We start from the raw sequence: 26,164 nt of genomic DNA, 5'->3' as shown, positions 1-26,164 counted from the left end.
ATAACAGGAGTCATTCGTGTCTGTAAAGATCGGTATTAACGGATTTGGCCGCATCGGCCGCAACTACCTGCGCGCCGCACTGGCCCAGGGCAGCGACATCGAGATCGTTGCCGTCAACGACCTCACCGACACCAAGACGTTGGCGCACCTGCTGAAATACGACTCCATCACGGGTCGTCTGGACGCCACCGTCTCCGTCGAGGGCGATTCCATCCTCGTCAACGGCAAGCCCATCAAGGTCCTCGCCGAGCGCGACCCGGCCAACCTCCCCTGGGGTGCCCTGGGCGTCGACATCGTCATCGAGTCGACCGGCCGCTTCACCAAGGCCGACGATGCGCGCAAGCACATCACCGCCGGTGCCAAGAAGGTCATCGTTTCCGCTCCCGCCACGGGCGACGTTGCGACCATCGTGATGGGCGTCAACGAGGAGACCTACGACTCCGCGAAGTTCGACATCATCTCGAACGCGTCCTGCACCACGAACTGCCTCGCCCCGCTGGCCAAGGTCTTCAACGACAACTTCGGCATCAAGAGCGGTCTGATGACCACCATCCACGCGTACACCGCAGACCAGAACCTGCAGGACGGCCCGCACAGCGACCTGCGTCGTGCCCGCGCCGCCGCCGTGAACATCATCCCGACGTCGACCGGTGCCGCCAAGGCCCTGGGCATCGTCCTCCCCGAGCTCGCCGGCAAGCTTGACGGCTTCGCCCTGCGCGTACCCGTGCCCACCGGTTCCATCACCGACCTCACCGTCATCGCCGAGAAGCCGGTTACCGTCGAGGCCATCAAGGCTGCGTACAAGGCTGCAGCAGAGGGCCCCCTCAAGGGCATCCTGATGTACACCGAAGACGAGATCGTCTCCAGCGACATCGTGACCGACCCGCACTCCTCGATCTTCGACGCCGGCCTGCTGCGCGTCCTGGGCGACCAGGTCAAGCTGTCCTCCTGGTACGACAACGAGTGGGGCTACTCCAACCGCATGGTTGACCTCACCGAGTTCGTCGCCGAGCGTCTCTAACTAGGGGACACGCAGTGACGCTTCGCACTATCGAATCGCTGGGATCGCTCCACGGCAAGCGCGTCATCGTTCGGTGTGATCTGAACGTTCCGTTGAAAGACGGTCAGATCACCGACGATGGCCGCGTGCGGGCGTCCCTGCCCACCCTCAAGGCTCTGGTCGAACAGGGCGCCCGTCTGGTGATCGTTTCTCACCTCGGGCGCCCTGACGGCCAGGTCAACCCCAAGTACAGCCTGGCTCCCGTTGCGGCACGCCTGGCCGAACTGATCGGTTCCCCTGTCGCCTTCGCCGCCGACACCGTCGGCGAATCCGCCCAGGCCGCGGTTGCGGCCCTGACTGACGGCGACATCGTCGTTCTGGAAAACCTCCGCTTCAACGCGGGGGAGACCAGCAAGGTCGAAGCAGAGCGGGTGGCGTTCGCCACCGAGCTCTCCGCCCTCGGCGACGCCCTCGTCTCCGACGGCTTCGGTGTCGTCCACCGCAAGCAGGCCAGCGTCTTCGACCTGGCCCAGATCCTGCCCAGCGCTGCCGGCCTGCTCATCGCAGCCGAGCTCGACGTGCTCGACCGCCTCACCGAGAAGCCCGAGGCGCCGTACACGGTCATCCTCGGCGGCTCCAAGGTGTCGGACAAGCTCGGCGTGATCGGTCACCTGCTTCCGCGGGTGAACTCGCTCCTGATCGGCGGCGGCATGCTGTTCACCTTCCTCGCGGCCCAGGGCCACAAGGTCGGCGCCAGCCTGCTCGAGGTCGACCAGATCGAGACCGTGCGCGGTTATCTCGCCGAGGCCGACCGGTTGGGCGTGAAGATCGTGCTGCCGACTGACGTCGTCGTCGCCTCCAAGTTCGGAGCTGACGCAGAGTACGTCACCACGCCCGCCAACGAAATCGAGAACACCCCGTTCGGCGCTGCCGGCCTGGGCCTCGATATCGGACCGGACACCGCGGCCGCATTCGCCGCGATCATCCGCGAGTCGAAGACTGTCTTCTGGAACGGCCCGATGGGCGTGTTCGAGCTGGCACCGTTCGCCGACGGCACCCGCACGGTTGCTGCCGCACTCACCGAGGTCAACGGACTCAGCGTTGTCGGCGGAGGAGACTCCGCCGCCGCAGTTCGCATCCTTGGTTTCTCAGATGACCAGTTCGGTCATATTTCTACCGGCGGTGGCGCCAGCCTCGAGTTCCTCGAGGGCAAGCGACTGCCAGGACTGGAGGTCCTCGGATGGCAGTAAACACGCGTGTTCCACTGATCGCAGGCAACTGGAAGATGAACCTGGACCACCTCCAGGCGATCGCTTTCGTGCAGAAGCTGGCCTGGAGCCTCAAGGACGCCGGTCACGACTTCACCTCCACCGAGGTTGCCGTGTTCCCGCCGTTCACCGACCTGCGCAGTGTGCAGACCCTGGTGGCAGCAGACAAGCTGCCGCTGGCGTACGGCGGACAGGATGTCTCCACCCAGGAGTCCGGCGCATACACCGGCGAGATCTCGGCCGCTTTCCTGGCCGCGCTCGAGTGCCAGTACGTGCTCATCGGTCACTCCGAGCGACGCACCCTGCACAACGAGACCGACGAGGTCGTCGCCGCCAAGGTGACCGCAGCGTTGAAGCACAACATCGTTCCGATCATCTGCGTCGGCGAAACCGCCGCAGACCTGGAACTGCACGGACCCAGCGCCGTCCCGGTTGCTCAGCTGAAGGCCGCACTGGCCGGAGTCGAGAACGCCGCGGACATCGTCGTGGCGTACGAGCCGGTCTGGGCCATCGGCTCCGGACAGGCCGCGACGCCCGACCAGGCCGAGCAGGTCGCAGCCCAGCTGCGGCTGACCCTGGCCGAGGTTCTCGGCCAGGACGTCGCCGACAAGACCCGCATCCTCTACGGCGGTTCGGTCAAGGGCGTCAACATCGCCGGTTTCATGAAGGAACCGAACGTCGACGGAGCACTTGTTGGAGGCGCAAGCCTGGACATCACCGAGTTCTCCAGCATCGTCCGCTTCCAGAAGCACGTCGGACTGTAGCCCTCACCCGCCGTACCCCCTTCGGGGGTGCGGCGGGTTTCGTCTGCCGTCAGGCTATAATTGCCAGTGGTCTTGGTGGAGCTCTAGCGCCCATCGTTTTGTGAAAGGTTTCGCGTGGAGATTCTCCAGGTTGTATTGCAGGTCCTGCTCGGTATTACGAGCCTCCTGCTCACCATGCTCATTCTGCTCCACAAGGGGCGCGGTGGGGGTCTATCCGACATGTTCGGCGGTGGCGTCACCTCGAACCTCGGCGCCTCCGGCGTCGCTGAGCGGAACCTCAACCGCATCACCATCATTCTGGCCGTGCTGTGGATCTCCTGCATCGTCGTGCTGGGCCTGATAACTAAATTCGATACCGGCGCCTAGGTCGGGCGCTGCAGGGCGTCTGAGCGCCCTGGGCGGGCCGTTCGGCCCACCGGCAGCAGCCCGACTCACGGCACCCCTCTCGCACAGAACATCGCATCCGGTCACCGACGGCGCAACCGGTACGCACGCACAACACGAACAAGCCGAACAGTCTTAACAGCGGAGGAACACAATGGCATCTGGTGGAAGCGCAATTCGCGGCTCGCGAGTCGGAGCCGGCCCCATGGGCGAGCAGGACCGTGGTTTTCATGCTGACCGAATCCGAGTCTCCTACTGGGACGCGCTTGGCAACGAGACGGTCCGGTACTTCGCCGCCAACCTGCCCGACGAGGAAATCCCCGATACCATCGACTGCCCGTCGTCCGGCCTGCCCGCCGGCCGCGACAAGGAGAACCCGCCCTCGGTCGTGAAGCTGGAACCGTACAAGACACACCTCGCCTACGTGAAGGAACGCCGCACCGAAGAAGAGGCGGAGTCGCTTCTGGAAGAGGCGCTCCAGCAGCTCCGGGTCCGGCGCGGCAAGCTCAGCGCCACCAACTAGGGCGCATCCGTACCAACAAGAGAAGCGCATCGGTTCCAAGGAACCGATGCGCTTCTTTGTGTCTGCCGACGGGCTACATCACTGCGGCGAAGCGATCAGGTTCTCCGGAACCTCCGCAGCAGCCTCTCCGTCGACGAAGAAGTCCGTGTAGTGGCGACCGCGGATGCCCGCGACGGGAACCTCGTCCCGGCTCGCACCGGCCAGGGCGAGGCCCAGTGCCGACGCCTTGTCGGTACCGGAAACGACGAGCCAGATCCGCTCCGAGGAGTTGAGCACCCAGCGGGTGAGACTGAGCCGCTCCGGCGGTGGCTTCGGCGAGTTCAGCACCGCGATCACCGTGAGGTCGTTCTCCCTGATGCCCTGCATGTGCGGGAAGAGCGACGCGATGTGACCGTCTGGGCCGACGCCGAGGAACGTGACGTCGAACTGCGGCACGAGCGAGTCAGGGGCTGCCTTGGTCTTTAGCTCGGCCGCGTAACGGTCCGCGGCGGCGTCCAGGTCGAGTCCCTCGTCAGAGGCGGGGAACGCGTGCACATTCCCCGCGGGAATGTCGATGTGGTCGAGAAGTGCCGCGCGTGCCTGCACCTCGTTGCGGTCGGCGTGCGCGCGGGGAACCCAGCGCTCGTCGCCCCACCAGAAATCGATCTTCGCCCAGTCGACACTGTCGCGGTCGGGTGAGGCGTTGATCGCTTCCAGCACCCCGGTGCCCACGGTTCCACCGGTCAGAACCACGTGGGCGTGACCCTGCTCATGCAGGATGTCGGCCATCTTGGTGAGGAAGCGGGTCGCGACCGAGGCAATCAGGGCCGCTTTGTCGTCGTGCACAAGCACACGTCTGTCGTACGTCATGAATGATCTCCGGTCGATGTGGTGGGTCCTGCCAGCTGGGGCAGACCCTTGGTGATGACCTCGCCGTACAACTCGTCGGGGTCCAGGCGGCGCAATTCGTCGCTCAAGCAGTCCCGCAGGCTGCGGCGCTTGAGGGTCAGGTCCTGCACGGGCTGTCCGGACTGGGTCAGGGTGGCGATGCCGGGTACCTCGCGCTCGAGCGAGATCACCCCGGAGGCCCGCGTGAGGTGCACGCCGTGGATACCGTTCGAGTTCTGACCCGAGGTGAGCTCGTAGTCCACCGGGACCTGCAACTGCAACTGCAACCATGCCGCGAGGAGTGTCGTCGAGGGGGAGTCCAGCGCGCCGCTGACCGACACCGCGGTGATCGACTCGTAGGGCGGCTGGTCCAGGACCGCGGCGAGCTGAGCGCGCCACAGGGTCAACCGGGTCCAGGCGAAGTCGGTGTCACCCGGACGGTAGGACGCGCAGATGTTGGTCAGCGCCGCCTGCGGGTCGGCCTGGGCCGACGCGTCGGTGATGCGGCGGTACGCGATACGCCCCAGGGGAGACTCGGCGGGCACTTCGGGGGCCTCACCGGGCCACCAGGCCACGACGGGGGCGTCCGGCAGCAACAGCCCGGTCACCAGGCTCTCAGGGTCGCTGGCGGCATCACCGTAGGCGCGGAGCACGATGACCTCGCTCGCGCCGGCGTCGCCGCCGACCCGGATCTCGGCATCTACGCGAGGGTCGCACGCTGCGCTGCCCTCGGGCTGGGTGGAGAGCACGATGACCCGCATCGGGTGCTCCCGGGAGGCGTCGTTGGCCGCCTCGATGGCTTCCTCCTCGTGCCCGAGCTCAGCGGCGATGATGAGGGTGAGCACCCGGCCGAGTGCGACAGCGCCGCCCTCCTCCCGGATGCGCACGAGCGCCTTTGAGACCTTCGCGGTGGTGGTGTCCGGCAGATCGACGATCATGGGCGTCTCCAGTTCCGGCCGTCTCGTGACAGCAGTTCGTCGGCTGATGCGGGCCCCCAGGTTCCAGGTCGGTATTGTTCCGGCTGGCCCTGAGTGGCCCAGAATTCCTCAATCGGGTCGAGGATCTTCCACGATAACTCGACTTCTTCGTGGCGGGGAAAGAGCGGCGGGTCGCCAAGCAGAACGTCCAGGATCAAGCGCTCGTAGGCTTCGGGACTGGCTTCGGTGAACGCGTGGCCATAACCGAAGTCCATGGTCACGTCGCGCACCTGCATGCCGACACCGGGAACTTTGGACCCGAACCGGATCGTGACTCCCTCGTCGGGCTGGACCCTGATCACCAGGGCGTTCTCGCCCAGCGCAGCGGTCTGGCTCTTCTCGAACAGGTACTGCGGGGCGCGTTTGAACACCACGGCGATCTCCGTGACCCGGCGACCGAGTCGTTTACCCGCCCGGAGGTAGAACGGCACGCCGGACCAGCGACGCGTGTCGATCTCCAGGCGGAGGGCCGCATAGGTCTCCGTGAGCGACTCCGGGTTCATGCCGTCTTCTTCGAGGAAGCCGAGAATCTTCTCGCCGCCCTGCCAGCCGCCGGCGTACTGTCCGCGGGCGGTGCCCGTGGCCAGGTCTTCCGGCAGACGAACTGAAGCGAGCACCTTTTCCTTCTCGGTGCGCAGGTCCGCCGCGTCGAACGAGATCGGCTCTTCCATGGCGGTGAGGGCCAGGAGCTGCAGCAGGTGGTTCTGGATGACGTCGCGGGCGGCGCCGATGCCGTCGTAGTACCCGGCTCGTCCGCCGACGCCGATGTCCTCGGCCATGGTGATCTGCACGTGGTCGACGTAGTTGGCGTTCCAGATCGGTTCGTACAGCTGGTTCGCGAAGCGCAGCGCCAGGATGTTCTGCACAGTCTCCTTGCCCAGGTAGTGGTCGATGCGGAACACGGAGTCGGCCGGGAAGACCGATTCGACGACATCGTTGAGCTCACGGGCGGTCTTGAGGTCGCTGCCGAACGGCTTCTCGATGACGACGCGTCGCCACTGGCCGTTCTTCTGCTCTGCCAGGCCGGACCGGCGCAACTGCTCGGTCACCTGCGGGAAGGCCTTCGGCGGGATCGACAGGTAGAACGCATGGTTTCCCATCGTTCCCCGCTCCCGGTCGAGCTCTTCGATGGTTTCCTTGAGCAGCTCGAAGGCGGCATCGTCGTCGAAGGTGCCCGGCACGAACCGGATGCCCTCGGCGAGCTGCGCCCACACGTCCTCGTGGAACTCTGTGCGGGCGTACTCCTTGACGGAGTCGTGCACGACCTGCATGAAGTCCTGGTTGTCCCAATCCCGCCGGGCGAACCCGACGAGGGCGAAACCGGGGGGCAGCAGCCCCCGGTTGGCCAGGTCATAGACGGCGGGCATGAGTTTCTTCCGCGACAGGTCTCCGGTAACGCCGAAGATGACGAGGCTGGAGGGCCCCGCAATCCGGTTCAGGCGATAGTCGGAGGGTGAACGCAGCGGATTGAACTCCGGGGTGATTTCCACCGGGGACATGCGGCTCCTTAGAGAATGAAAGCGAAACGACGCGGCGGGCGTGACTAACGGACGGCGGCGAACAGGGTGTTGATGTTCGCAGCCGGGTCGGTCAACGTGAGGGTGAGCACCGGACGATTGTGCTCGGCGAGGACGCTGGCGTCACCAACGGCCTGGGCCTGGATGAGCTCACCGAAGGTGAACGGGCGGTCGGGGATGTCGAGGTCTTCTGCGGGGGTGCTGAGGATCTGCAGGAACACGCCGGTGGGCGTGCCGCCCTTGTGGAACTGTCCGGTGGAATGCAGGAACCGGGGTCCCCAGCCGAACGTCACCGGGCGCTTGGAAAGTGTGGCGAGCAACCCGCGCACCTCGGCCAGCTGGGGGAGCGCGAGAGCGTCCACATAGGCCTGCACAGCCACGTACCCGTCCGGGCCGAGCTCTTCCAGCAGCGCGTCGATGGCGCTGGCCAGATCGCTGGCGGCACCGATCACGTGCGGCGTGCCGCGCACTTCGATGCCGTCAGAGATGAACGCGGCAGGTTCGGGCTCCGGACGGGAGTCCAACAGACCGCGGGTGGCGGACTTGGCAGACTCGACGTCAGGCTGGTCGAACGGGTTGATTCCGAGCAACCGTCCGGCGACGACGGTGGCGTATTGCCAGACCAGGAACTGCGCGCCGAGGGTGCCGCTGACACGGATCTCGCCGGCACTGTTCAGGTCAGCGTCGTCATGGTCGGAGAAGACCTCGTCGCCGGCATCGTCTACGACCCGCACGATCTGCACGTCGGGCAGCGCCGCCGTGAGCTCCGGCGCATCCAGGTCAAGGACGACGGGCAGGATGCCGGTGCCGATCTTGCCCGTGGACTCGGCGATGAGCTGTTCGGCCCAGTCGGCGAGGCCGACGATGTGGGTGCCGTCTGCGACGATCGCCAGCTTGTCACGGCGGGGAGTTGCCGCGGCGATCGCTGCGCCGAGGATCAGCCCGGGGTTGTCCTCGGAGTCAACGGCCAAGGCCAGCGAGACCGATTCGGCCTCGTCCAGCAGTTGGCCGATATCGATGCCGGCCAGGCCGGTCGGTACCAGTCCGAACGCGGTGAGCGCCGAGAAGCGCCCGCCCACGGTCGGGTCGGCGGTGAAGACCCTGTAGCCGGCCTCGGTGGCGGATGCCTCGAGCGGGGAGCCCGGGTCGGTCACCACGATGATGCGGTCGACGGGGTCGACGCCGATCTCACGGAAGGCGCGTTCGAAGACCCGGCGCGCACTGTCGGTTTCGACGGTGCCGCCGGACTTCGACGACACCACGAGTGCGGTCGACTCCAGGCGGTCGCGCAGCGCCGCCAACACCTGACCGGGGTCGGTGGCATCCAGCACGGTCAAGTCGACACCGCTGGTGCGGGCGATGACCTCCGGTGCGAGCGACGAGCCGCCCATGCCGGCCAGGGCGATGTGGGTGACGCCCCCGGCCAGCAGGTGCTCGCGAAGGGCCAGGATCTCGGCGACGAGCGGACGCGAGGTGACGACCGATTCGGTCCAGCCCAGGCGTTTGCCCGCCTCAGCCTCGGCCTCGGGTCCCCACAGGGCGGGGTCGAGCGAGGTGATACCCGAGGCGACGAGATCGTCGACCAGGGCTGGCAGGGCGGCGCGGACGGCGTCGGCCGCCGCGCCGCTCACCGAGATCTTAAAACTCACTTGGCAGCTTCGAGTGCTGCGGTGACGGTGTCCAGCAGCTCGTTCCAGGAGATGATGAACTTCGAGACGCCTTCCTCTTCGAGGACGCGGGTCACGTCGTCGTAGGAGACACCCTGCGCCGCGATGGCGTCCAGCACCGCGTTGGCCTCGTCGTAGGAGCCGGTGACGGCGCCTTCGACGATGACACCGTGATCGAAGGTGGCCTCGAGGGTCTTCTCCGGCATGGTGTTGACGACCTCGGGCGCGACCAGCTCGGTCACGTAGAGGGTGTCGGGCAGCTCGGCCGACTTGACGCCGGTGGAGGCCCAGAGCGGACGCTGCTTGTTGGCGCCGGCGCCGAGCAGGCCGGCGGCCCGCTCGGACGTGAACGCCTGCTCGAAGACCTGGTAAGCCAGCTGCGCGTTGGCGACGCCGGCCTTGCTCTGCAGGGCGAGGGCTTCGTCGGTGCCGACGGCCGCGAGGCGCTTGTCGATCTCGGTGTCAACGCGCGACACGAAGAACGAGGCGACGGAGTGGATCGTCGACAGGTCGATGCCTGCAGCCTTGGCCTTCTCGAGGCCGCTGAGGTACGCGTTGATGACAGCGCGGTACCGCTCGAGGCTGAAGATCAGGGTGACGTTCACGCTGATGCCCAGCGCGATCGTCTCGGTGATCGCGTCGAGGCCCTCGATGGTGGCGGGGATCTTGATCATCGCGTTCGGGCGGTTGACCTTGTTCCACAGCTGCTGAGCCTGGGCGAGGGTCTTGTCGGCGTCGTGGGCGAAGCCAGGCTCGACCTCGATCGACACACGGCCGTCGAAGCCCTTGGTGGCGTCGTAGACCGGGCGGAAGATGTCGCAGGCTGCGGCGACGTCGTCGGTGGTGATCTCGAACACGGCGTCGGTGACGTTGGTTCCGGCGGCGGCCAGCGTGGCCACCTGGGAGGCGTACGCCTCGCCCTTGCTCAGTGCGCCGGCGAAGATCGTCGGGTTGGTGGTGACGCCGACGACGTTCTTCTCTTCGATGAGGGTCGTCAGTCCGCCGGACTGGATGCGCTGGCGCGACAGGTCGTCGAGCCAGATGCTGACGCCTGCGGCGGACAGGGCGGCGGTGGGGGTTGTTTCAGTCATGAAAATCAAATCTCCTTGATGCTGCGCTTGTTGGTGTCGCGCTTAGAGCGCGGCGAGGGATTCTTTGGCGGCGGCGACGACGGCCTCCGTGGTGATGCCGAATTCGCGGAACAGGGTCTTGTAGTCAGCCGAGGCACCGAAGTGCTCGATCGAAACGCTGCGGCCGCGGTCGCCTACGTACTTATTCCAGGTCAACGCAATTCCGGCCTCGACCGATACCCGAGCGGTGATCGCTCTGGGCAGAACTGCCTCACGGTATTCGGCGGACTGCTCCTCGAACCATTCGAGGCTGGGCACGGACACGACGCGGGCGTTGACGCCATCCGCCTTGAGGGCCTCGCGGGCGTTGACGGCAAGCTGAACCTCGGAGCCGGTGGCGAGGAGGATCACGTCGGGCGTCCCGCCCGGTGCTTCGGCGAGCACGTAAGCGCCCTTGGCGACGTTCTTCGCCGACGCGAAGGTCTCGCCGCTGGCGTCACCGTCGCCGCGCTCGAACACGGGGATGTTCTGGCGGGTGAGGACGATGCCGGCCGGGCCGTTGCGGCGCTCGAGGATCGTCTTCCAGGCCCAGGAGACCTCGTTGGCGTCGCCGGGGCGCACCACGTCGAGTCCGGGGATGGCGCGGAGCGAGGCCAGCTGTTCAATCGGCTGGTGGGTCGGTCCGTCTTCACCGAGAGCGACGGAGTCGTGCGTCCAGACGAAGATCGACGGCGCCTTCATGAGCGCGGCCAGACGCACGGCGGGGCGCATGTAGTCGCTGAAGATCAGGAACGTGCCGCCGAACGGGCGGGTGTTGCCGTGCAGCACGATGCCGTTGAGGATCGCGGCCATCGCGTGCTCGCGGATACCGAAGTGCAGCACACGGCCGTAGGTGTTTCCCGTCCACTCGCCGGTGGAGTGTTCGCTGGGGATGAAGGACGCCGAGTTGCTGATCGTGGTGTTGTTCGACTCGGCCAGGTCGGCTGAGCCGCCCCACAGTTCGGGGATGACCGGGCCGAGGGCGTTGAGCACCTTGCCGGACGAGGCCCGGGTGGAGACCTCGGTGCCGGCCGGGAAGACGGGCAGGGCCGCTTCGACGCCGTCGGGCAGGTCGCCGGAGAGGATCCGGTCGAGCAGGATCTTGCGCTCGGGGTTGGCGGCGGCCCAGGCGTCGAAACGCACGGTCCACTCCGCGTGCTGCTCGGCGCCACGGTCCAGGGCCTTGCGGGTGTGCGCGATGACGTCGTCGGCCACGTCGAAGGACTTCTCGGGGTCGAAACCGAGAATCTCCTTGACGCCGGCGAGTTCCTCGGCGCCGAGGGCGGACCCGTGGATCTTGCCGGTGTTCTGCTTCTTCGGGCTCGGCCAGCCGATGATCGTCTTGAGGATGATCAGCGAGGGCTTGTCGGTGACGGCCTGGGCGGCCGCGATGGCGTCGTTGAGCGCGGCGACGTCTTCGACGTACTCGCCGGTCTTCTTCCAATCCACCGTCTGCACGTGCCAGTGGTACGCGTCGTAGCGGGCCGCGACATCCTCGGTGAAGGCGATGTTGGTGTCGTCCTCGATCGAGATCTGGTTCGAGTCGTAGATCGCGATCAGGTTGCCGAGCTGCTGGTGCCCGGCGAGCGAGGATGCCTCGGAGGTGATGCCCTCCTGCAGGTCGCCGTCGCCGGCGATGACGTAGACGAACTGGTCGAACGGGCTGGTGCCGGCTTCGGCCTCCGGGTCGAACAGGCCGCGCTCGAAGCGGGCGGCGTAGGCGAAGCCCACGGCGGACGCGAGGCCCTGGCCGAGGGGGCCTGTGGTGATCTCGACACCGTCGGTGTGGCCGTACTCGGGGTGCCCGGGGGTCTTGGAACCCCAGGTGCGCAGCGCCTTCAGGTCGTCGAGTTCGAGGCCGTAGCCGCCCAGGTAGAGCTGGACGTACTGGGTGAGTGAGCTGTGGCCCACCGAGAGGATGAACCGGTCGCGGCCGATCCATTCGTTGTCAGCAGGATCGCGACGCATCACCTTCTGGAAGAGGAGGTAAGCGGCCGGAGCGAGGCTCATGGCTGTTCCCGGGTGACCGTTTCCCACCTTCTCCACGGCATCGGCCGCAAGGATGCGGGCGGTGTCAACCGCCCGATTGTCGATGGAATCCCACTGCAATGCTGCCACGTGAACTGACCCTTCTGAATCCGAAAAGGCGGCACGCTATTCCCGCGCCGCTGGAGAGTGATTGCCCGCCGACATCGTTATCGGCATCAGGTGCGCAGCGGAGGGCCCAGGTCAGGCGCTCACGGATGCTTGCACCTAGATTGGCGAGCCATTCCAGTATACGGAACGCGGCTTGGCGTCGTTGTTTCGGTGATATTGCGCCACTGTCGCAGAGGCGAGCCGGGTCTGAGAGGTGCAGAAATGGCCTAGAATCAAGGCAATATGCGAAGCGCACGAGAAGCCATGGACACTGCCGAGGAGCCCCGCGAACAGGGGGCCCAGGACCGTTCTGCACGGTTCCGCCGGACCTTTCTGGCGTACCTGTCGCTGACGAAGCCGCGGGTCGTCGAATTGTTGCTCGTTGTTACCGCTCCGACGATGATCCTGGCCACCGGCGGCATCCCCGACCTGTGGCTGGTGCTCGCGACTCTGATCGGTGGCGCCTTCAGCGCCGGATCCGCGGGGGCGTTCAACTGCTACCTCGACCGCGACATCGACAGGCTGATGAACCGCACCCAGGGCCGCCCGCTGGTCACGGGGGAGCTCAGTGACCGTCAGGCTCTGGTCTTCGCCTGGGTGCTCGGCGCCGTGTCCATCGCCTGGCTCTGGGTCTTCACGAACTGGGTCGCCGCGCTGCTGTCCCTGGGCGCCATTCTGCTCTACGTCGTGTTCTACACGATGATCCTCAAACGTCGCACCGCCCAGAACATCGTCTGGGGCGGCGTCGCCGGCTGCATGCCGGTGCTGATCGGCTGGGCGGCTGTGACGGGTGACCTGTCCTGGCCGCCGTTCATCCTGTTCCTGATCATCTTCCTGTGGACGCCGCCGCACTACTGGCCGCTCTCGATGAAGTACCGGGACGACTACCAGGCCGCAGGGGTGCCCATGCTCTCCGTCGTGCGCGGTCGCGCCCAGGTCGGCCTGCAGGTCATCCTATACGCCTGGGCCACAGTGGCGTGCTCCCTGCTGCTGGTGCCCATCGCCGGCATGGGCCTGGTCTACACGGTCGTGGCTGTGGGCTCGGGGGCCTGGTTCATCTACGAGACCCACCGTCTCTACAACCTCGCGATCCGTCACGAGCACGTGTCGCCGATGCGGGTGTTCCACGGTTCGATCGCCTACCTCACGCTGGTCTTCGTGGCGGTCGGCGTCGACCCGCTGCTGCCCTTCTAGCCCCTCCCGGCCCGGGCCAGCCCCACGCCGCGCCGCGCTGCCTCGAGTACGCCGACTGCGAAAGCGGGGATGTGGCTGCTTCGCGAGCGCTGAGGCGACCGTTTCACCGCTCTCGCGGTAATGGCCGCGAAAGCGGGGATGTGGCTGCTTCGCGAACGCTGAGGTGACCGTTTCACCGCTCTCGCGGGATTGGCCTGCGCGACAGCGGGGATGTGGCTGCTTCGAGCACGCTGAGGTGACCGTTTCACCGCTTTCGCGGGATTGACGTGCCGCGAACGAGCGGGTGCACCTGCCGCGACAGCGGGGATGTGGCTGCTTCGAGCACGCTGAGGTGACCGTTTCACCGCTCTCGCGAGGGTCGCGAGGGTGCTCTCGCGCAGGGGAACGTGGGAGCGGGGGGCCGGTCAGCGGGCGAGGGACTCCGCGGGGGCGCGCGGGGCCTGCGGAGCGTCCGCCACAACCGGCTGCTTCAGGTTCAGCACCACGGCGGTCATCACCGAGGCGAGCACGCAGGCGAGCACCATGTGGATGCCGACGAGGACGGCCGGCAGCCCCAGGTTGGCCTGGATGAGGCCGACCGCGGTCTGCGCGACCTCGACGGCGAGCAGCAACAGCACCCACCGGCGCACCGGCAGGCGCAGAACCACGGCGCCGATCACGAGCACCAGGGTCAGGGCGACGGTCAGGTAGGCCGGCCAGCTGTGGATGTGCTGCAGCAATTCGGAGTCCAGGCCGTTGCGAGGCGCATCCGCGTCGCCCGCGTGCGGCCCTGATCCCGTCGTGAGGATGCCCACGGCGATCGTCACGGCGACGGCAAAAGTGGTGAGGTGGGTGACGATGAGGAACCAGAGCGGCACCACGCGCTCCCGCGGGCCCGGCACCGTGTACAGCCTGTAAACGAAGGCCGTGCAGAGCCCGACCAGGCCGACGGAGATGACGAAGTGCAGGCCCACGACGAACGGGTTCAGCTGGGTCAGCACGCTGATGCCGCCGATCACGGCCTGGGCGGGGATGCCCAAACCGGCCAGCAGGGTGAGGCGGAAGAGGTCGGGGCGGCTCTTCCGCATCCGCAGCACAGCGACGAAGGCGGCGATGGCCACGAGACCCAGCAGAACGCCGAGCAACCGGTTGCCGAATTCGATCACGCCGTGGATGCCCATTTCGGGGGTGTTCACGAGGGAATCGTCGGTGCACTTGGGCCAGGTGGGGCAGCCCAGACCGGAGCTGGTGAGCCGGACCAGCCCGCCGGTGCCCACGAGGAAGATCTGGGCAGTGAGGTAGACCCAGCCGAGCACCCTCAGGCGACGGTCCACGTTTGTGGGCAACCACTGAATAATCCGGTTCACGGGTTCTGCTCCCTGCTGGTGCGCGCGTATGTGAATACGCCGGGTCGCACTACTAATAACATCACTAGCCTGTAGAATTAGGTCTTTCACGGGTTCCGTGTGCGCGGCGTCGCTCTTTCAGCGCGGCACGACCGGCCCGTGTTCATCTTAGGTACGCAACGTAGCCATCCACACAATTCATGCCCGCGCGGCCTGCACGTCCGACCAAACGGTTGGCCGCTGCACTCGGCACGGGAATGGCCGGACTGATATCCGGGTTGATGTGGGTAGGAGAAGAGGTAAAGATGTCTGACGTATTGCTGAACCGACCCGAGCTCGAGGGGCTGGGGGTGTACGAATTCGGTTGGTCCGATTCCGACGCCGCCGGCGCATCCGCTCGCCGCGGTATCTCGCCCGAGGTTGTCACCGACATCTCGAACCTCAAGCAGGAGCCGGCCTGGATGCTCGAGCGCCGGCTGAAGGCCTTGCAGCTCTTCGAGCGCAAGCCCATGCCCACCTGGGGTGCCGACCTGTCGGAGATCGACTTCGACAACATCAAGTACTTCGTCCGCTCCACGGAGAAGCAGGCCCAGACCTGGGAAGACCTGCCCGACGACATCAAGAACACCTACGAGAAGCTCGGCATCCCCGAAGCGGAGCGCCAGCGCCTCGTGTCCGGCGTCGCCGCACAGTACGAGTCCGAAGTGGTCTACCACCAGATCAACGAGGAACTCGAAGCCCAGGGCGTCATCTTCATGGACACCGACACCGCGCTGAAGGAACACCCGGAATTCTTCGAGGAATACTTCGGCAGCGTCATCCCGTCCGGCGACAACAAGTTCGCCGCGCTGAACACCTCGGTCTGGTCCGGCGGCTCGTTCGTCTACGTGCCCCCCGGCGTGCACGTCGAGATCCCGCTGCAGGCCTACTTCCGCATCAACACCGAGAACATGGGCCAGTTCGAGCGCACCCTGATCATCGCCGATGAGGGCAGCTACGTGCACTACATCGAGGGTTGCACAGCGCCGATCTACAAGTCGGACTCGCTGCATTCCGCCGTGGTCGAGATCATCGTGAAGAAGAACGCCCGCGTTCGCTACACGACCATTCAGAACTGGTCGAACAACGTCTACAACCTCGTCACCAAGCGCGCCACGGCCGCCGAGGGCGCCACCATGGAGTGGATCGACGGCAACATCGGTTCCAAGGTCACCATGAAGTACCCGTCCATCTACCTGATGGGCGAGCACGCCAAGGGCGAGACCCTCTCCGTCGCGTTCGCCGGCCCCGGCCAGCACCAGGACGCCGGCGCCAAGATGATCCACATGGCCCCGTACACCCAGTCCTCGATCGTCTCCAAGTCGATCGCCCGGGGCGGCGGCCGCGCCGGCTACCGCGGCGAGGTGCGGGTGGATGCCACGGCGCACCACTCCGCCAACACCGTGCGCTGTGACGCGCTGCTGGTCGACACCCAGTCCCGCTCCGACACCTACCCGGCCATCGACATCCGGGTCGACGACGTGCAGCTCGGCCACGAGGCCACGGTCTCGCGGGTCAGCGAGGAGCAGCTCTTCTACCTGATGAGCCGCGGCATGCCCGAGGACGAAGCCATGGCCATGATCGTGCGCGGGTTCATCGAACCCATCGCCAGGGAGCTCCCGATGGAGTACGCCCTCGAACTCAACAAGCTCATTGAAATGGGCATGGAAGGATCCGTCGGCTAAATGTCCGCCGCCTCGACTTCAACAACACCCGTATCCGCACCGTCGTCCCAGGCTTTGCCCACGGCCGAACAGCACGGCATCAAGGAGCACTCGGACGGACGCTTCGGCTTCGTTCCCGTGCAGACCCGATCCGGCAGGTTCAAGAGCTTCGACCCCGGCGACTTCCCCGCCGTCACCGGCCGGGAAGCGGTGTGGAAGCTCTCGCCCGTCGCCAAGTTCACCGACCTCACGGGAGGTGTGCTGGACGGTTCCGTCTACGACCAGGATTCCACGCCGAACCCTGACGTCGACGTGTCCTGGGTCGACCGCACCGACGTGCGCATCGGCAGCGCCGGCGCCCCCGAAGAGCGTGCATCCGCCAACGCGTGGAGCAGCTTTGAAAAGGCCCTGGCCATCACCGTCAGCGGCGAGGAGGCCAAGGAGGTCACGCTCACCAGGGCAAACCTCGGCTCAGGTGCTCGCGCCGCGCACACAATCATCGAAGCGAAGCCGTTCAGCCAGGCCGTCGTGATCCTGCAGAACACCGGCGACGCCCGCCTGTCCGAGAACGTTGAGATCATCGTCGGCGAGTCCGCGAACCTCACCGTCGTGACGGTGCAGGAGTGGAACGCCGACGCCGTGCAGCTCGCCAACCACTTCGCCAGCATCGGCCGCGACGCCCGCCTCAAGCACGTTGTCGTCTCCCTCGGCGGTGGCATCGTGCGGGTGAACCCCTCGGTGCACCTGGCCGGTCAGGGCAGCGACACCGAGCTGTTCGGGCTGTACTTCGCCGACGCCGGCCAGCACCTCGAGCAGCAGGTCTACGTGAACCACGACGCACCGAACAGCCGGAGCAGGGTCACCTACAAGGGTGCCCTGCAGGGCGTGGGCGCGCGCACGGTGTGGATCGGCGACGTGCTCATCGGCCGCACCGCCCCTGGCACCGACAGCTACGAGCAGAACCGCAACCTGGTGCTGACCGAGGGAACCCGCGCGGACTCCATCCCGAACCTCGAGATCGAGACCGGTGACATCCTGGGTGCCGGTCACGCGAGTGCCACGGGCCGGTTCGACGATGAGCAGCTGTTCTACCTGCAGTCCCGCGGCATCGGCGAGATCGAAGCACGACGCCTCGTCGTGCGCGGCTTCCTCAGCGAAATCGTGCAACACATCGGATCGAAGCCGCTCGAGGAGCGCCTGCAGGGCGCCATCGAAGACGAGCTCCGCGGAACAGAAAGCAACTGAACATGGCGTCCACCAAGATTTGTGCGCTCGACGACCTCGAACCCAACGAGGCCATCAAGGTCGAGATCGGCGGCGTGAACATCGCCGTCGTGCGTGACTCGAACGGCGCTGTCTTCGCTATCGGCGACACCTGCACCCACGGCGACATCTCGCTGTCGGAGGGTTTCGTCGAGGGCGACACCCTGGAATGCTGGGCGCACGGCTCCAAGTTCTCGCTCAAGACCGGGCGCCCGCTGACGCTCCCCGCGTACGAGCCCGTTCCCGTCTACCAGGTCGACCTGGTCGACGGCGATGTGTTCATCGATCCTTTGGTCACCATCGCCGTTTGACGCTCCAGGCCCTTCCCGGCCAGGACCCACACACTGAAAGCCCGCACCACGCGGACAACGAAAGAGATACCGAAAAATGTCTGTTCTTGAGATCAAAGACCTGCACGTCAGCGTCGAGACCGACCAGGGCACCAAGCAGATCCTGCGCGGTGTCGACCTCACCATCAACGAGGGTGAGATCCACGCCATCATGGGACCGAACGGTTCCGGCAAGTCCACGCTCGCGTACACCATCGCCGGCCACCCGAAGTATCACGTCGACAGCGGTTCGATCCTGCTCGACGGCGCCGAGGTGCTGACGATGACGGTGGACGAGCGCGCCCGCGCCGGCCTGTTCCTCGCCATGCAGTACCCGGTCGAGATCCCCGGAGTCACCGTCACGAACTTCCTCCGCACCGCGAAGACCGCGATCGACGGCGAGGCCCCGGCCATCCGCACCTGGATCAAGGACGTCCGCGAGTCGATGGTCAAGCTGCGCATGGACAAGAGCTTCGCCGAGCGCAACGTCAACGAGGGCTTCTCCGGCGGTGAGAAGAAGCGCAACGAGATCCTGCAGCTTGAACTGCTCAAGCCCAAGTTCGCCGTGCTCGACGAGACCGACTCCGGCCTCGACGTCGACGCACTGAAGATCGTGTCCGAAGGCGTGAACCGGGCCAAGGAGAACACCGGCCTCGGGCTGCTCCTGATCACGCACTACACCCGCATCCTGCGCTACATCAAGCCCGACTTCGTGCACGTGTTCGTCGACGGCCGCATTGCCGAACAGGGTGGCCCTGAGCTCGCTGACCGCCTGGAAGACGAAGGTTACGATCGCTTCCTGGCCGAGACGCCCGTAGGCTAGAGGCATGGTTTCGACACTGACACCGGCGCGCTTCGATGAGATCGAAGAGGCGCTCAAGGACGTCATGGACCCGGAGCTCGGCATCAACGTCGTCGACCTGGGACTCATCTACGACCTCGGCTGGGACGACGAGAACGACGCTCTCATCATCCACATGACACTCACCTCGGCCGGCTGCCCGCTGACCGACGTGCTCGAAGAACAGACCGCCGAGGCACTGGACGGCGTGGTCGACCAGTTCCGCATCAACTGGGTGTGGATGCCGCCGTGGGGTCCGGAGAAGATCACCGACGACGGCCGCGACATGATGCGAGCCCTCGGCTTCGCGATCTGACCGTCGCCAGCACCTGCACCACCTGTCCGCGCCGGGACGGATGCCTTTGCATCCGTTTCCCGGCGCGGTTCGCTGTTAACCGGCTCAACCCGGGCAATCCCGGGCTTCTGGAAGAGCATGTCAATCGCTGGAGGCGTATTCTAATCAGATGGATAGCACCCGCACACGCAGCCAGATCCGGCGAGACCTGCAGACTGCAGGCACCCGGGGGGACATCGTCGAAGCCGCCGCCGAGCTTATGCGCGAGCACGGCTATGCGGGCACATCGATAGCCGCCATCGCCGAGCGCGGCGGCGTGGCCGTGCAGACCATCTATAACGCCATCGGTTCGAAGGTGGACGTGCTCGCCGCCGTGCTCGCCGCCGCCAACACCGCATCGCGGGCCACTGGGCTCTCCGTGGCCGAGCTCGCCTCCGGCATCAGCGGGTCGGCGACACCGGCCACGGCCGTCAGCGGGCTGGCGACCTGGATCACCGCCGACAACGAGCGCACGGCACCCCTGCACCGCGTCGTGAATGAGGCCGCCGGAACCGACCCGGAGATCCGCGAGCTCGAGGTCAGCATGGCCGCCCGCAGCCTGCACGCGTACGCCGAGGCCGTCGGCGCCCTCCGCGGGCAGCTGGGGCTGCGGTCCGGGCTCAGCGACCACGAAGCGGCCACGTCGATCTGGGCTCTCGGCCACCCCCAGGTTTTTCACACCCTGGTGGTGGGGCTCGGCTGGTCGAGGGAAACCTACACGGCCTGGCTGCGATCCGCACTGCCCGGAGTGCTGCCGACCGGGCGGTTGACGGCCAGGTAAACCCGCTTCGGTCGGGTCTGTTCCGACACTTCGGCGCAGAAACCGCGCGCGAGCAAATATACTGGTGAATTGGCCATGTTCGGCCGACCTCCCACGACTCCCTCGAATGGACTATTGCTGTGCTCAGTGTGCAAGATCTCGAAATCCGAGTTGGGGCGCGCGTGCTCATGGAGGACGTGAGCTTCCGGGTGTCCGCTGGCGACAAGATCGGCCTGGTCGGCCGGAACGGTGCCGGCAAGACCACGCTGACGAAGACCCTGGCGGGGGAGACCCTGCCGACCAAGGGCAAGATCGAGAAGTCCGGCGAGATCGGCTACCTGCCGCAGGACCCCCGCTCCGGTGACCCGGACATGCTGGCCCGCACCCGTATCCTGGACGCCCGCGGCCTCGGCACCATCTCGCTCGGCCTCACCCAGGCCGGCATCGAGATGGGCTCGACCGACAGTAAGACCAGTGAACGGGCGATGAAGCGCTATGGCACCCTCACCGACGAGTTCAACGCGCTCGGCGGGTACGCCGCTGAGGCCGAGGCCGCGTCGATCGCCAGCAACCTGAACCTGCCCGACCGGATCCTGGACCAGCCGCTGCGCACCCTCTCCGGTGGCCAGCGCCGCCGCATCGAGCTGGCCCGCATCCTCTTCTCCGCCGCCGAGACCATGATCCTCGACGAGCCCACCAACCACCTGGACGCCGATTCAGTGGTGTGGCTGCGCGAGTTCGTGAAGAACTACCGCGGCGGCTGCATCATCATCAGCCACGACATCGAACTCGTCGGCGACACCGTCAACCGGGTTTTCTACCTCGATGCCAACCGCATGGTCATCGACATCTACAACATGAACTGGAAGAACTACCAGCGCCAGCGTGTCGCCGACGCCGACCGTCGCAAGAAGGAACGCGCCAACGCGGAGAAGAAGGCCTCGACCCTGCAGCTGCAGGCCGCCAAGTTCGGCGCCAAGGCCAGCAAGGCCGCGGCCGCGCACCAGATGGTCGCCCGCGCCGAGAAGCTCCTCTCCGGCCTCGACGCCGTGCGCGCCGTCGACCGCGTCGCCAAGCTGCGCTTCCCCGAGCCGGCTCCGTGTGGTCGCACGCCCCTGATGGCCAGCGACCTGTCCAAGAGCTACGGTTCGCTGGAGATCTTCGCGGCCGTCGACCTCGCCATCGACCGCGGCTCCAAGGTCGTCATCCTGGGTCTCAACGGTGCCGGTAAGACGACCCTGCTGCGGATGCTCGCCGGCGTCGACAAGCCGGACACCGGTGAGATCGTCGCCGGCCACGGCCTGCGGATCGGCTACTTCGCCCAGGAACACGAGACGATCGACGTGAAGCGCAGCGTGCTGCAGAACATGATCTCCTCCTCGCCGAACATCACCGAGATGGAAGCGCGCCGGGTGCTCGGTTCCTTCCTGTTCACCGGCGACGACTCGCACAAACCTGCCGGGGTCCTCTCCGGCGGCGAGAAGACCCGCCTGGCCCTGGCCATGATCGTGGTGTCCGGAGCCAACGTGCTTCTGCTCGACGAACCCACCAACAACCTCGACCCGGCCAGCCGTGAAGAGATCCTGGACGCCCTGGCGCACTTCACCGGCGCCGTTGTGCTGGTCAGCCACGATGAGGGTGCCGTCGAGGCGCTCAACCCCGAGCGGGTGCTCATCATGCCCGACGGCACCGAGGACCACTGGAACAAGGACTACCTGGACCTGATCACGCTGGCCTGACCGGTCTCGAACTCCACCCGCCGGCCCGTGAGGGCCGGCGGGTTTTTTCGTGCCTGCTCAGGAGTGCTGGTCGATCAGCTCATCTTCTATGTCCGCGTCGCTGCGCGGCTTGGCCGCCTGACGGCGCGCCCGCTCCGCGGCCCGCTCCTGCTCCTCGGGCACCTCGGCGTTGATGGTGCGGTACTCCTGGCGTGCCGCCCAACCGAGACCGATGAAAGCCATCAGGGCGAAGACGAACCATTGGAAGGCGTAGGACAGGTGCGGGCCCTCGTCGCGCACCGGACGGGTGACGGCGGTGGGCCTGTCGGTGGTGGCCGGATCTTCCGATTTCATCAGGCCGTAGGCCCCGGTGTACGTGTCGGTGCCGAGGCGTTCGGCGATCTCGGTGAGGTTGATCGTGGCGATCTGGTTGCCGCTGGCGCTGCGCCCGGCCAGTGCGGGCTCACCCTGCTTGAGCCTGGCGATCACCGTGACCTCGCCGTCGGGGGCCGCGGGCACGGCATCCGGTGCGTTCTGGTCCTCCCCGGTGGGCACCCAGCCCCTGTTCACGATGAAGACATCACCGTTGGTCAGGAGCAGGGGAGTGAGCACCTCGAAGCCAGGGTTGATGTTCAAAGGGCGGTTCCGCACCAACATCTCCTCATCCCGCAGGTACGTTCCGGTCAGCTCGACGGGCAACCACTTCTGGGACTCGTCGAAGGAGTCCAGCCTGGGCAGGGCATCGGTGACGGGAATCCCCTCCGCGTCGAAGTTCTCGTCGACCCGGCTGATCTCGGCCTGGGCCTCGGCGCGGCGGGCGAGTTGCCACATGCCCAGTCCTGAGCACACCACCGCGAAGACGATGGTCAGCGCGAGGTAGCCCGCCCATTGCCTGGACAGCAGGAACCGCCAGCCGTTCACGCCTGCTCCGTCCGGTCGGTCGACATCGGCTCGTCCAGCAGCGGGCTTACCCGCAGCGGGAAATCACGGGTGAGCAGGAAATCACGCAGGAAGCCGACGTGCTCGTCGCACGCCAGCCAGGTCTTCACCCGATCCTCGGCGTGGATGCGCGGGTTACGCCAGTCCAGCCGCCAGGCGGCGGACTCGCGGCAGCCCGCCCTCGAGCAACTGGTCGTTTCCGGGGCCGCACCGAATCCGATCATCGTGCGTCCTCGCTGTCTGGGGTGCTGCCGGTATCCGGGCGGTCGTGGCCGCGCGCTTCATCAGGGCGCGCTTCATCAGGGCGGGCCTCGTCAGGGCGGGTCTCGTCCGGGCGGGTGCCGTCGGGGCGGGAATCGGTGGGCCGGGGGAGCAGCGCGACGGCGCCGGGACGCAGCACGTTCTGAGAACGCTGGTCCCCGTGCACGTTCGCGGCGATCACGGCGAAGTACGGCAGAAGAATCGCCCCGAGCGCGCAGACCAGAAGCCACCAGCCCTGCACGAAGAGCATCATGACGATGCACACCATGCGGATGCCCATGGTCACGGCGTACCGGATCATGCGGCGGCGCCGCTCCTCCTCCGGTGACAGAGGGAGCGTCGTGATCGACTGCTGCTGCTTCATCGTGCCCATCGCTTGACTGCCGGTGAGATCTCAACTGCCCGGGGTGTTGATACGCCTGTCCACGCGCTGAATCAAGCCTACGTCCACTGCCCGCTCTCCGGGTCCCATCACGGGACGCTCTAAGCTGAATGAATCTGTGCCCGCCGTTTCGCGGGCGTTTCCACTGAAAGGACCGCGCCATGGCGACCGCTCGAACAGTTTTGGTAACCGGAGGCAACCGCGGCATCGGCTTCGCGATCGCCGAGGAATTCATCGCCCAGGGTCACCGGGTCGCCATCACCGCGCGCTCCGGCGAGGGCCCCGCCGGTAGCCTCACGGTGCGTGCCGACGTCACCGACTACGCGTCCATCGACGCCGCGTTCAGCGAGATCGAGGCCGCATACGGTCCCGTGGAGGTCGTCGTGGCCAACGCAGGAATCACCAAGGACACCCTGCTCATGCGCATGTCTGAGGACGACTTCACGTCGGTGATCGACACCAACCTCAGCGGCGCGTTCCGGGTGGTCAAGCGTGCGTCCAAGGGCATGCTCAAGGCCAGGTTCGGCCGAATCGTGCTGATCTCCAGTGTGGTGGGCCTGTACGGCTCGGCCGGCCAGGTGAACTACTCGTCCTCCAAGAGCGGCCTCGTCGGCCTGGCCAGGTCGGTCACGCGCGAACTCGGCGCCCGCGGCATCACCGCCAACGTGGTCGCCCCCGGGTTCATCGAGACCGATATGACCGCGGCGCTGCCCGAAGCCCAGCAGGCCGAGTACAAGCGCAACATCCCGGCAGGGCGCTTCGCGTCCCCGGCCGAGGTCGCCCGGGTCGTCACCTGGATCGCCGGCGACGACGCCTCCTACATCTCCGGCGCGGTCATCCCGGTCGACGGTGGCCTGGGCATGGGCCACTAGCCCGTCGCGACCACCACCTGGCGGGTGCATGACTCCCGCAATTTTCCTCGACGACCAGTCGAAAGCCGGAATGACGCTGCAGAGCACCGCTTCGGGGAAGATTTGCAGGAGTTATGCCTCTCGCGGGCGGGTCAGCCCCGCAGGCCGAGGAGCGGAAGCACCTGACTGAGGTCGACGCTTCCGATGGCGAGGTCGGCGGAGCGCCGCACGATCGGTTTCGCGTTGAACGCGACGCCCAGACCGGCGACTCGCATCATGGTGAGGTCGTTTGCGCCGTCGCCGACGGCCACGGTGCTGCACAGGTCGATGCCGTCCAGTGCGGCCCACTCGGTGAGCGCGTGCGCCTTGGCGGTGGCGTCGATGATCGGCCCGACCAGCCCGCCGGTCAGGCGCCCGTCCCGTACCTCGAGGCGGTTCGCCCGCCAGTGGTCAAGCCCGAGGGTCGCCGCCAACGGGTCCAGAAGCTCGTGGAAACCGCCCGAGACGACACCGATACGGCTTCCGCCTGCATGCAGCCCGGAGATCAGCGCGTGCACGCCTGGGGTGGGGCGGATGAGTTCACCCACCTCCGCGAAAACGTCGGTGGACAACCCGGCCAGGGTGGCCACCCGCTCGCGGAGGCTGTCGGCAAAGTCGAGTTCGCCGCGCATGGCGCGGTCGGTCACCTCGGCCACCAGGGCGAGGGAACCGGCCGCGTCAGCGAGAAGCTCGATAACTTCGTTCTCGATGAGGGTGGAATCGGCATCCAGGACGACGAGGAATCGGGCTGCAGGGATCACGGGTGGACGTGCACGCCCTTACCGACCACGGTGATGCCGGATTCGGTGACGCTGAAGCCACGGGCCAGGTCGCGGTCCCGGTCGACGCCGATGGCTGCGCCTTCGGCCACGATCACGTCCTTGTCCAGGATCGCCCGGTGCACCACGGCGCCCGGCCGGATCTGCACCCGGTCGAACACAATGGAATCGACGACGTGGGCGCCGGAGTCGATGACGGCCCACGGGCCGACGACGCTGCGCTCGAGGTGCGCGCCGGAGATGACGCAGCCGAGCGACACAATCGAGTCGATGGCGGTGCCGAGCGAGCCTTTGCTGTCGCGCACGAACTTGGCCGGCGGGGAGTTCAACTGCTGGCTGAAGATGGGCCAGCTCTGGTTGTACAGGTTGAACACGGGCAGGGCCGAGATCAGGTCCTGGTGTGCCTCGAAGAACGAGTCGATGGTTCCCACGTCGCGCCAGTAGTAGCGGTCGCGGTCGGTCGAGCCGGGTACGTCGTTGCGTTGGAGGTCGTATACGCCGGCCTCACCGCGGGAGACGAAGTCCGGAACGATGTCCCCGCCCATGTCGTGGCTGGAATCGGTGCGTTCGCCGTCCCGGCGCACGGCCTCGATCAGGGCGTCGGCGTTGAAGACGTAGTTACCCATCGACGCGAACACCTCGTGCGGCGCGTCGGCCAGTCCCACGGCATCCTTGGGCTTCTCCAGGAAGTCCTTGATCCGGTCTGGCGTGGCGGCATCCACTTCGATGACACCGAACTGGTCGGCCAGGGAGATCGGCTGGCGGATGGCCGCGACGGTGGCTTGGGCGCCCGAATCGATGTGGGCCTGGATCATTTGGCTGAAGTCCATCCGGTACACGTGGTCGGCACCGACCACCACCACAATGTCGGGCTTCTCGTCGTGGATCAGGTTCAGGCTCTGCAGGATGGCGTCGGCCGACCCGCTGAACCAGCGCTTGCCGAGCCGCTGCTGGGCGGGCACCGAGGCGATGTATGAGTTGAAGAGTCCGCCGGACACGTGCCAGGTCTGGGAAACGTGGCGGTCGAGACTGTGGGACTTGTACTGGGTCAGCACGACGATCTGGGTGACACCGGAGTTGATCAGGTTCGACAGTGCGAAGTCGATCAGACGGTAGTGCCCTCCAAACGGCACCGCCGGTTTGGCGCGGTCTTCGGTCAACGGCATCAGCCGTTTTCCCTCGCCGCCTGCGAGAACGATTCCAAAGATCTTCTTGGCCTTCATATCTTCAGAGT

Annotated in this window: 26 protein-coding genes; 14 read left to right on the top strand and 12 right to left on the bottom strand. The window is 66.4% G+C overall.

The window, feature by feature from the left end; translation table 11 throughout:
- The first annotated feature begins 16 nt into the window (after nt 1-16).
- The 5 genes from gap (at nt 17) to ACEN2M_RS01015 (ending at nt 3,939) form a co-directional block, all read left to right on the top strand.
- A complete protein-coding gene (gene gap, locus ACEN2M_RS01035; RefSeq protein ID WP_104166280.1) occupies nt 17-1,021 on the top strand; it encodes a type I glyceraldehyde-3-phosphate dehydrogenase in 1,005 nt (334 codons plus the stop codon).
- A gap of 14 nt (nt 1,022-1,035) precedes the next feature.
- A complete protein-coding gene (locus ACEN2M_RS01030) occupies nt 1,036-2,250 on the top strand; it encodes a phosphoglycerate kinase (RefSeq protein WP_441646272.1) in 1,215 nt (404 codons plus the stop codon).
- A complete protein-coding gene (gene tpiA, locus ACEN2M_RS01025; protein ID WP_441646271.1) occupies nt 2,241-3,032 on the top strand; it encodes a triose-phosphate isomerase in 792 nt (263 codons plus the stop codon). The genes ACEN2M_RS01030 and tpiA overlap by 10 nt, the downstream gene beginning before the upstream one ends.
- A gap of 114 nt (nt 3,033-3,146) precedes the next feature.
- On the top strand, nt 3,147-3,398 hold the full coding sequence (gene secG, locus ACEN2M_RS01020) for a preprotein translocase subunit SecG (protein ID WP_066595498.1): 252 nt from the start codon (nt 3,147-3,149) through the stop codon (nt 3,396-3,398).
- Nucleotides 3,399-3,570: 172 nt separating this feature from the next.
- Complete coding sequence (locus ACEN2M_RS01015; RefSeq protein WP_066595496.1) at nt 3,571-3,939, top strand: RNA polymerase-binding protein RbpA; 369 nt, start codon at nt 3,571-3,573, stop codon at nt 3,937-3,939.
- 78 nt (nt 3,940-4,017) lie between these two features.
- Here the strand turns inward: ACEN2M_RS01015 and pgl are convergent, their stop codons facing one another.
- From pgl to tkt, 6 genes are read right to left on the bottom strand one after another with little or no spacing between them, the layout of a single operon-like run.
- Nucleotides 4,018-4,788, bottom strand: coding sequence for a 6-phosphogluconolactonase (gene pgl, locus ACEN2M_RS01010; protein WP_441646270.1), 771 nt, complete (start codon nt 4,786-4,788; stop codon nt 4,018-4,020).
- Complete coding sequence (locus tag ACEN2M_RS01005; protein WP_441646269.1) at nt 4,785-5,744, bottom strand: glucose-6-phosphate dehydrogenase assembly protein OpcA; 960 nt, start codon at nt 5,742-5,744, stop codon at nt 4,785-4,787. The genes pgl and ACEN2M_RS01005 overlap by 4 nt, the downstream gene beginning before the upstream one ends.
- Complete coding sequence (zwf, locus tag ACEN2M_RS01000; protein WP_066595491.1) at nt 5,741-7,282, bottom strand: glucose-6-phosphate dehydrogenase; 1,542 nt, start codon at nt 7,280-7,282, stop codon at nt 5,741-5,743. The genes ACEN2M_RS01005 and zwf overlap by 4 nt, the downstream gene beginning before the upstream one ends.
- Nucleotides 7,283-7,326: 44 nt before the next feature.
- On the bottom strand, nt 7,327-8,949 hold the full coding sequence (locus ACEN2M_RS00995; protein ID WP_441646268.1) for a glucose-6-phosphate isomerase: 1,623 nt from the start codon (nt 8,947-8,949) through the stop codon (nt 7,327-7,329).
- Nucleotides 8,946-10,058 (bottom strand): transaldolase, encoded by a 1,113-nt coding sequence (gene tal, locus ACEN2M_RS00990; RefSeq protein WP_441646267.1) that lies wholly within the window; start codon nt 10,056-10,058, stop codon nt 8,946-8,948. Before tal ends, ACEN2M_RS00995 begins: the two co-directional genes overlap by 4 nt.
- A gap of 42 nt (nt 10,059-10,100) precedes the next feature.
- Nucleotides 10,101-12,194: a transketolase gene (gene tkt, locus ACEN2M_RS00985; protein WP_441646266.1), complete on the bottom strand. Its 2,094-nt coding sequence runs from the start codon at nt 12,192-12,194 to the stop codon at nt 10,101-10,103.
- A 282-nt stretch (nt 12,195-12,476) separates the two neighbouring features.
- On the opposite strand from tkt, the gene ACEN2M_RS00980 reads away from it, so the two are divergent.
- Nucleotides 12,477-13,406 carry a heme o synthase gene (locus ACEN2M_RS00980; RefSeq protein WP_441646612.1) on the top strand — a complete coding sequence of 310 codons (930 nt, stop codon included), beginning with the start codon at nt 12,477-12,479 and terminating at the stop codon, nt 13,404-13,406.
- Nucleotides 13,407-13,810: 404 nt separating this feature from the next.
- Here ACEN2M_RS00980 and ACEN2M_RS00975 read toward each other — a convergent pair whose 3' ends face one another.
- Nucleotides 13,811-14,752, bottom strand: a complete 942-nt coding sequence (locus ACEN2M_RS00975) for a COX15/CtaA family protein (protein WP_441646265.1) — start codon at nt 14,750-14,752, stop codon at nt 13,811-13,813.
- A gap of 284 nt (nt 14,753-15,036) precedes the next feature.
- Here ACEN2M_RS00975 and sufB point away from each other — a divergent pair, with 284 nt between their 5' ends.
- The 7 genes from sufB to ACEN2M_RS00940 all read left to right on the top strand — a co-directional run bounded on the left by sufB (nt 15,037) and on the right by ACEN2M_RS00940 (nt 21,700).
- Entirely contained in the window at nt 15,037-16,455 is a 1,419-nt protein-coding gene (gene sufB / locus ACEN2M_RS00970; protein ID WP_441646264.1) for a Fe-S cluster assembly protein SufB, read from the top strand.
- Entirely contained in the window at nt 16,456-17,679 is a 1,224-nt protein-coding gene (sufD, locus tag ACEN2M_RS00965) for a Fe-S cluster assembly protein SufD (protein WP_441646263.1), read from the top strand.
- A 2-nt stretch (nt 17,680-17,681) separates the two neighbouring features.
- The gene (locus ACEN2M_RS00960; protein WP_441646262.1) at nt 17,682-18,008 is read left to right on the top strand and encodes a non-heme iron oxygenase ferredoxin subunit; all 327 of its coding nucleotides are present in this window, start codon (nt 17,682-17,684) and stop codon (nt 18,006-18,008) included.
- 76 nt (nt 18,009-18,084) lie between these two features.
- Nucleotides 18,085-18,849 carry a Fe-S cluster assembly ATPase SufC gene (gene sufC, locus ACEN2M_RS00955; protein WP_120336936.1) on the top strand — a complete coding sequence of 255 codons (765 nt, stop codon included), beginning with the start codon at nt 18,085-18,087 and terminating at the stop codon, nt 18,847-18,849.
- Between the two features lie 4 nt (nt 18,850-18,853).
- Nucleotides 18,854-19,183, top strand: coding sequence for a metal-sulfur cluster assembly factor (locus ACEN2M_RS00950; RefSeq protein ID WP_104166251.1), 330 nt, complete (start codon nt 18,854-18,856; stop codon nt 19,181-19,183).
- Between the two features lie 148 nt (nt 19,184-19,331).
- Nucleotides 19,332-19,982, top strand: a complete 651-nt coding sequence (locus tag ACEN2M_RS00945; RefSeq protein WP_441646261.1) for a TetR/AcrR family transcriptional regulator — start codon at nt 19,332-19,334, stop codon at nt 19,980-19,982.
- Nucleotides 19,983-20,101: 119 nt separating this feature from the next.
- Nucleotides 20,102-21,700, top strand: coding sequence for an ABC-F family ATP-binding cassette domain-containing protein (locus ACEN2M_RS00940; RefSeq protein ID WP_441646260.1), 1,599 nt, complete (start codon nt 20,102-20,104; stop codon nt 21,698-21,700).
- Between the two features lie 57 nt (nt 21,701-21,757).
- On the opposite strand, the gene ACEN2M_RS00935 is transcribed toward ACEN2M_RS00940, so the two are convergent.
- From ACEN2M_RS00935 to ACEN2M_RS00925, 3 genes are read right to left on the bottom strand one after another with little or no spacing between them, the layout of a single operon-like run.
- Nucleotides 21,758-22,600 (bottom strand): SURF1 family cytochrome oxidase biogenesis protein, encoded by an 843-nt coding sequence (locus ACEN2M_RS00935; protein ID WP_441646259.1) that lies wholly within the window; start codon nt 22,598-22,600, stop codon nt 21,758-21,760.
- On the bottom strand, nt 22,597-22,842 hold the full coding sequence (locus ACEN2M_RS00930) for a hypothetical protein (protein WP_441646258.1): 246 nt from the start codon (nt 22,840-22,842) through the stop codon (nt 22,597-22,599). Before ACEN2M_RS00930 ends, ACEN2M_RS00935 begins: the two co-directional genes overlap by 4 nt.
- Nucleotides 22,839-23,243 carry a DUF3099 domain-containing protein gene (locus tag ACEN2M_RS00925; protein WP_441646257.1) on the bottom strand — a complete coding sequence of 135 codons (405 nt, stop codon included), beginning with the start codon at nt 23,241-23,243 and terminating at the stop codon, nt 22,839-22,841. The genes ACEN2M_RS00930 and ACEN2M_RS00925 overlap by 4 nt, the downstream gene beginning before the upstream one ends.
- 179 nt (nt 23,244-23,422) lie before the next feature.
- On the opposite strand from ACEN2M_RS00925, the gene fabG reads away from it, so the two are divergent.
- The gene (gene fabG, locus ACEN2M_RS00920; RefSeq protein WP_441646256.1) at nt 23,423-24,133 is read left to right on the top strand and encodes a 3-oxoacyl-ACP reductase FabG; all 711 of its coding nucleotides are present in this window, start codon (nt 23,423-23,425) and stop codon (nt 24,131-24,133) included.
- Between the two features lie 131 nt (nt 24,134-24,264).
- Here fabG and serB read toward each other — a convergent pair whose 3' ends face one another.
- The gene (gene serB, locus ACEN2M_RS00915) at nt 24,265-24,912 is read right to left on the bottom strand and encodes a phosphoserine phosphatase SerB (RefSeq protein ID WP_441646255.1); all 648 of its coding nucleotides are present in this window, start codon (nt 24,910-24,912) and stop codon (nt 24,265-24,267) included.
- Entirely contained in the window at nt 24,909-26,153 is a 1,245-nt protein-coding gene (gene glgC / locus ACEN2M_RS00910) for a glucose-1-phosphate adenylyltransferase (protein ID WP_441646254.1), read from the bottom strand. The genes serB and glgC overlap by 4 nt, the downstream gene beginning before the upstream one ends.
- Nucleotides 26,154-26,164 lie beyond the last annotated feature (11 nt).

Origin of the sequence: Cryobacterium sp. W22_MBD10_FK3 (genome assembly GCF_052113745.1) — a bacterium.
In the GTDB taxonomy this organism is placed as follows: domain Bacteria; phylum Actinomycetota; class Actinomycetes; order Actinomycetales; family Microbacteriaceae; genus Cryobacterium.
Note: the sequence above shows the minus strand (reverse complement) of the source record. Positions and strands in the feature narration are given on the sequence as shown.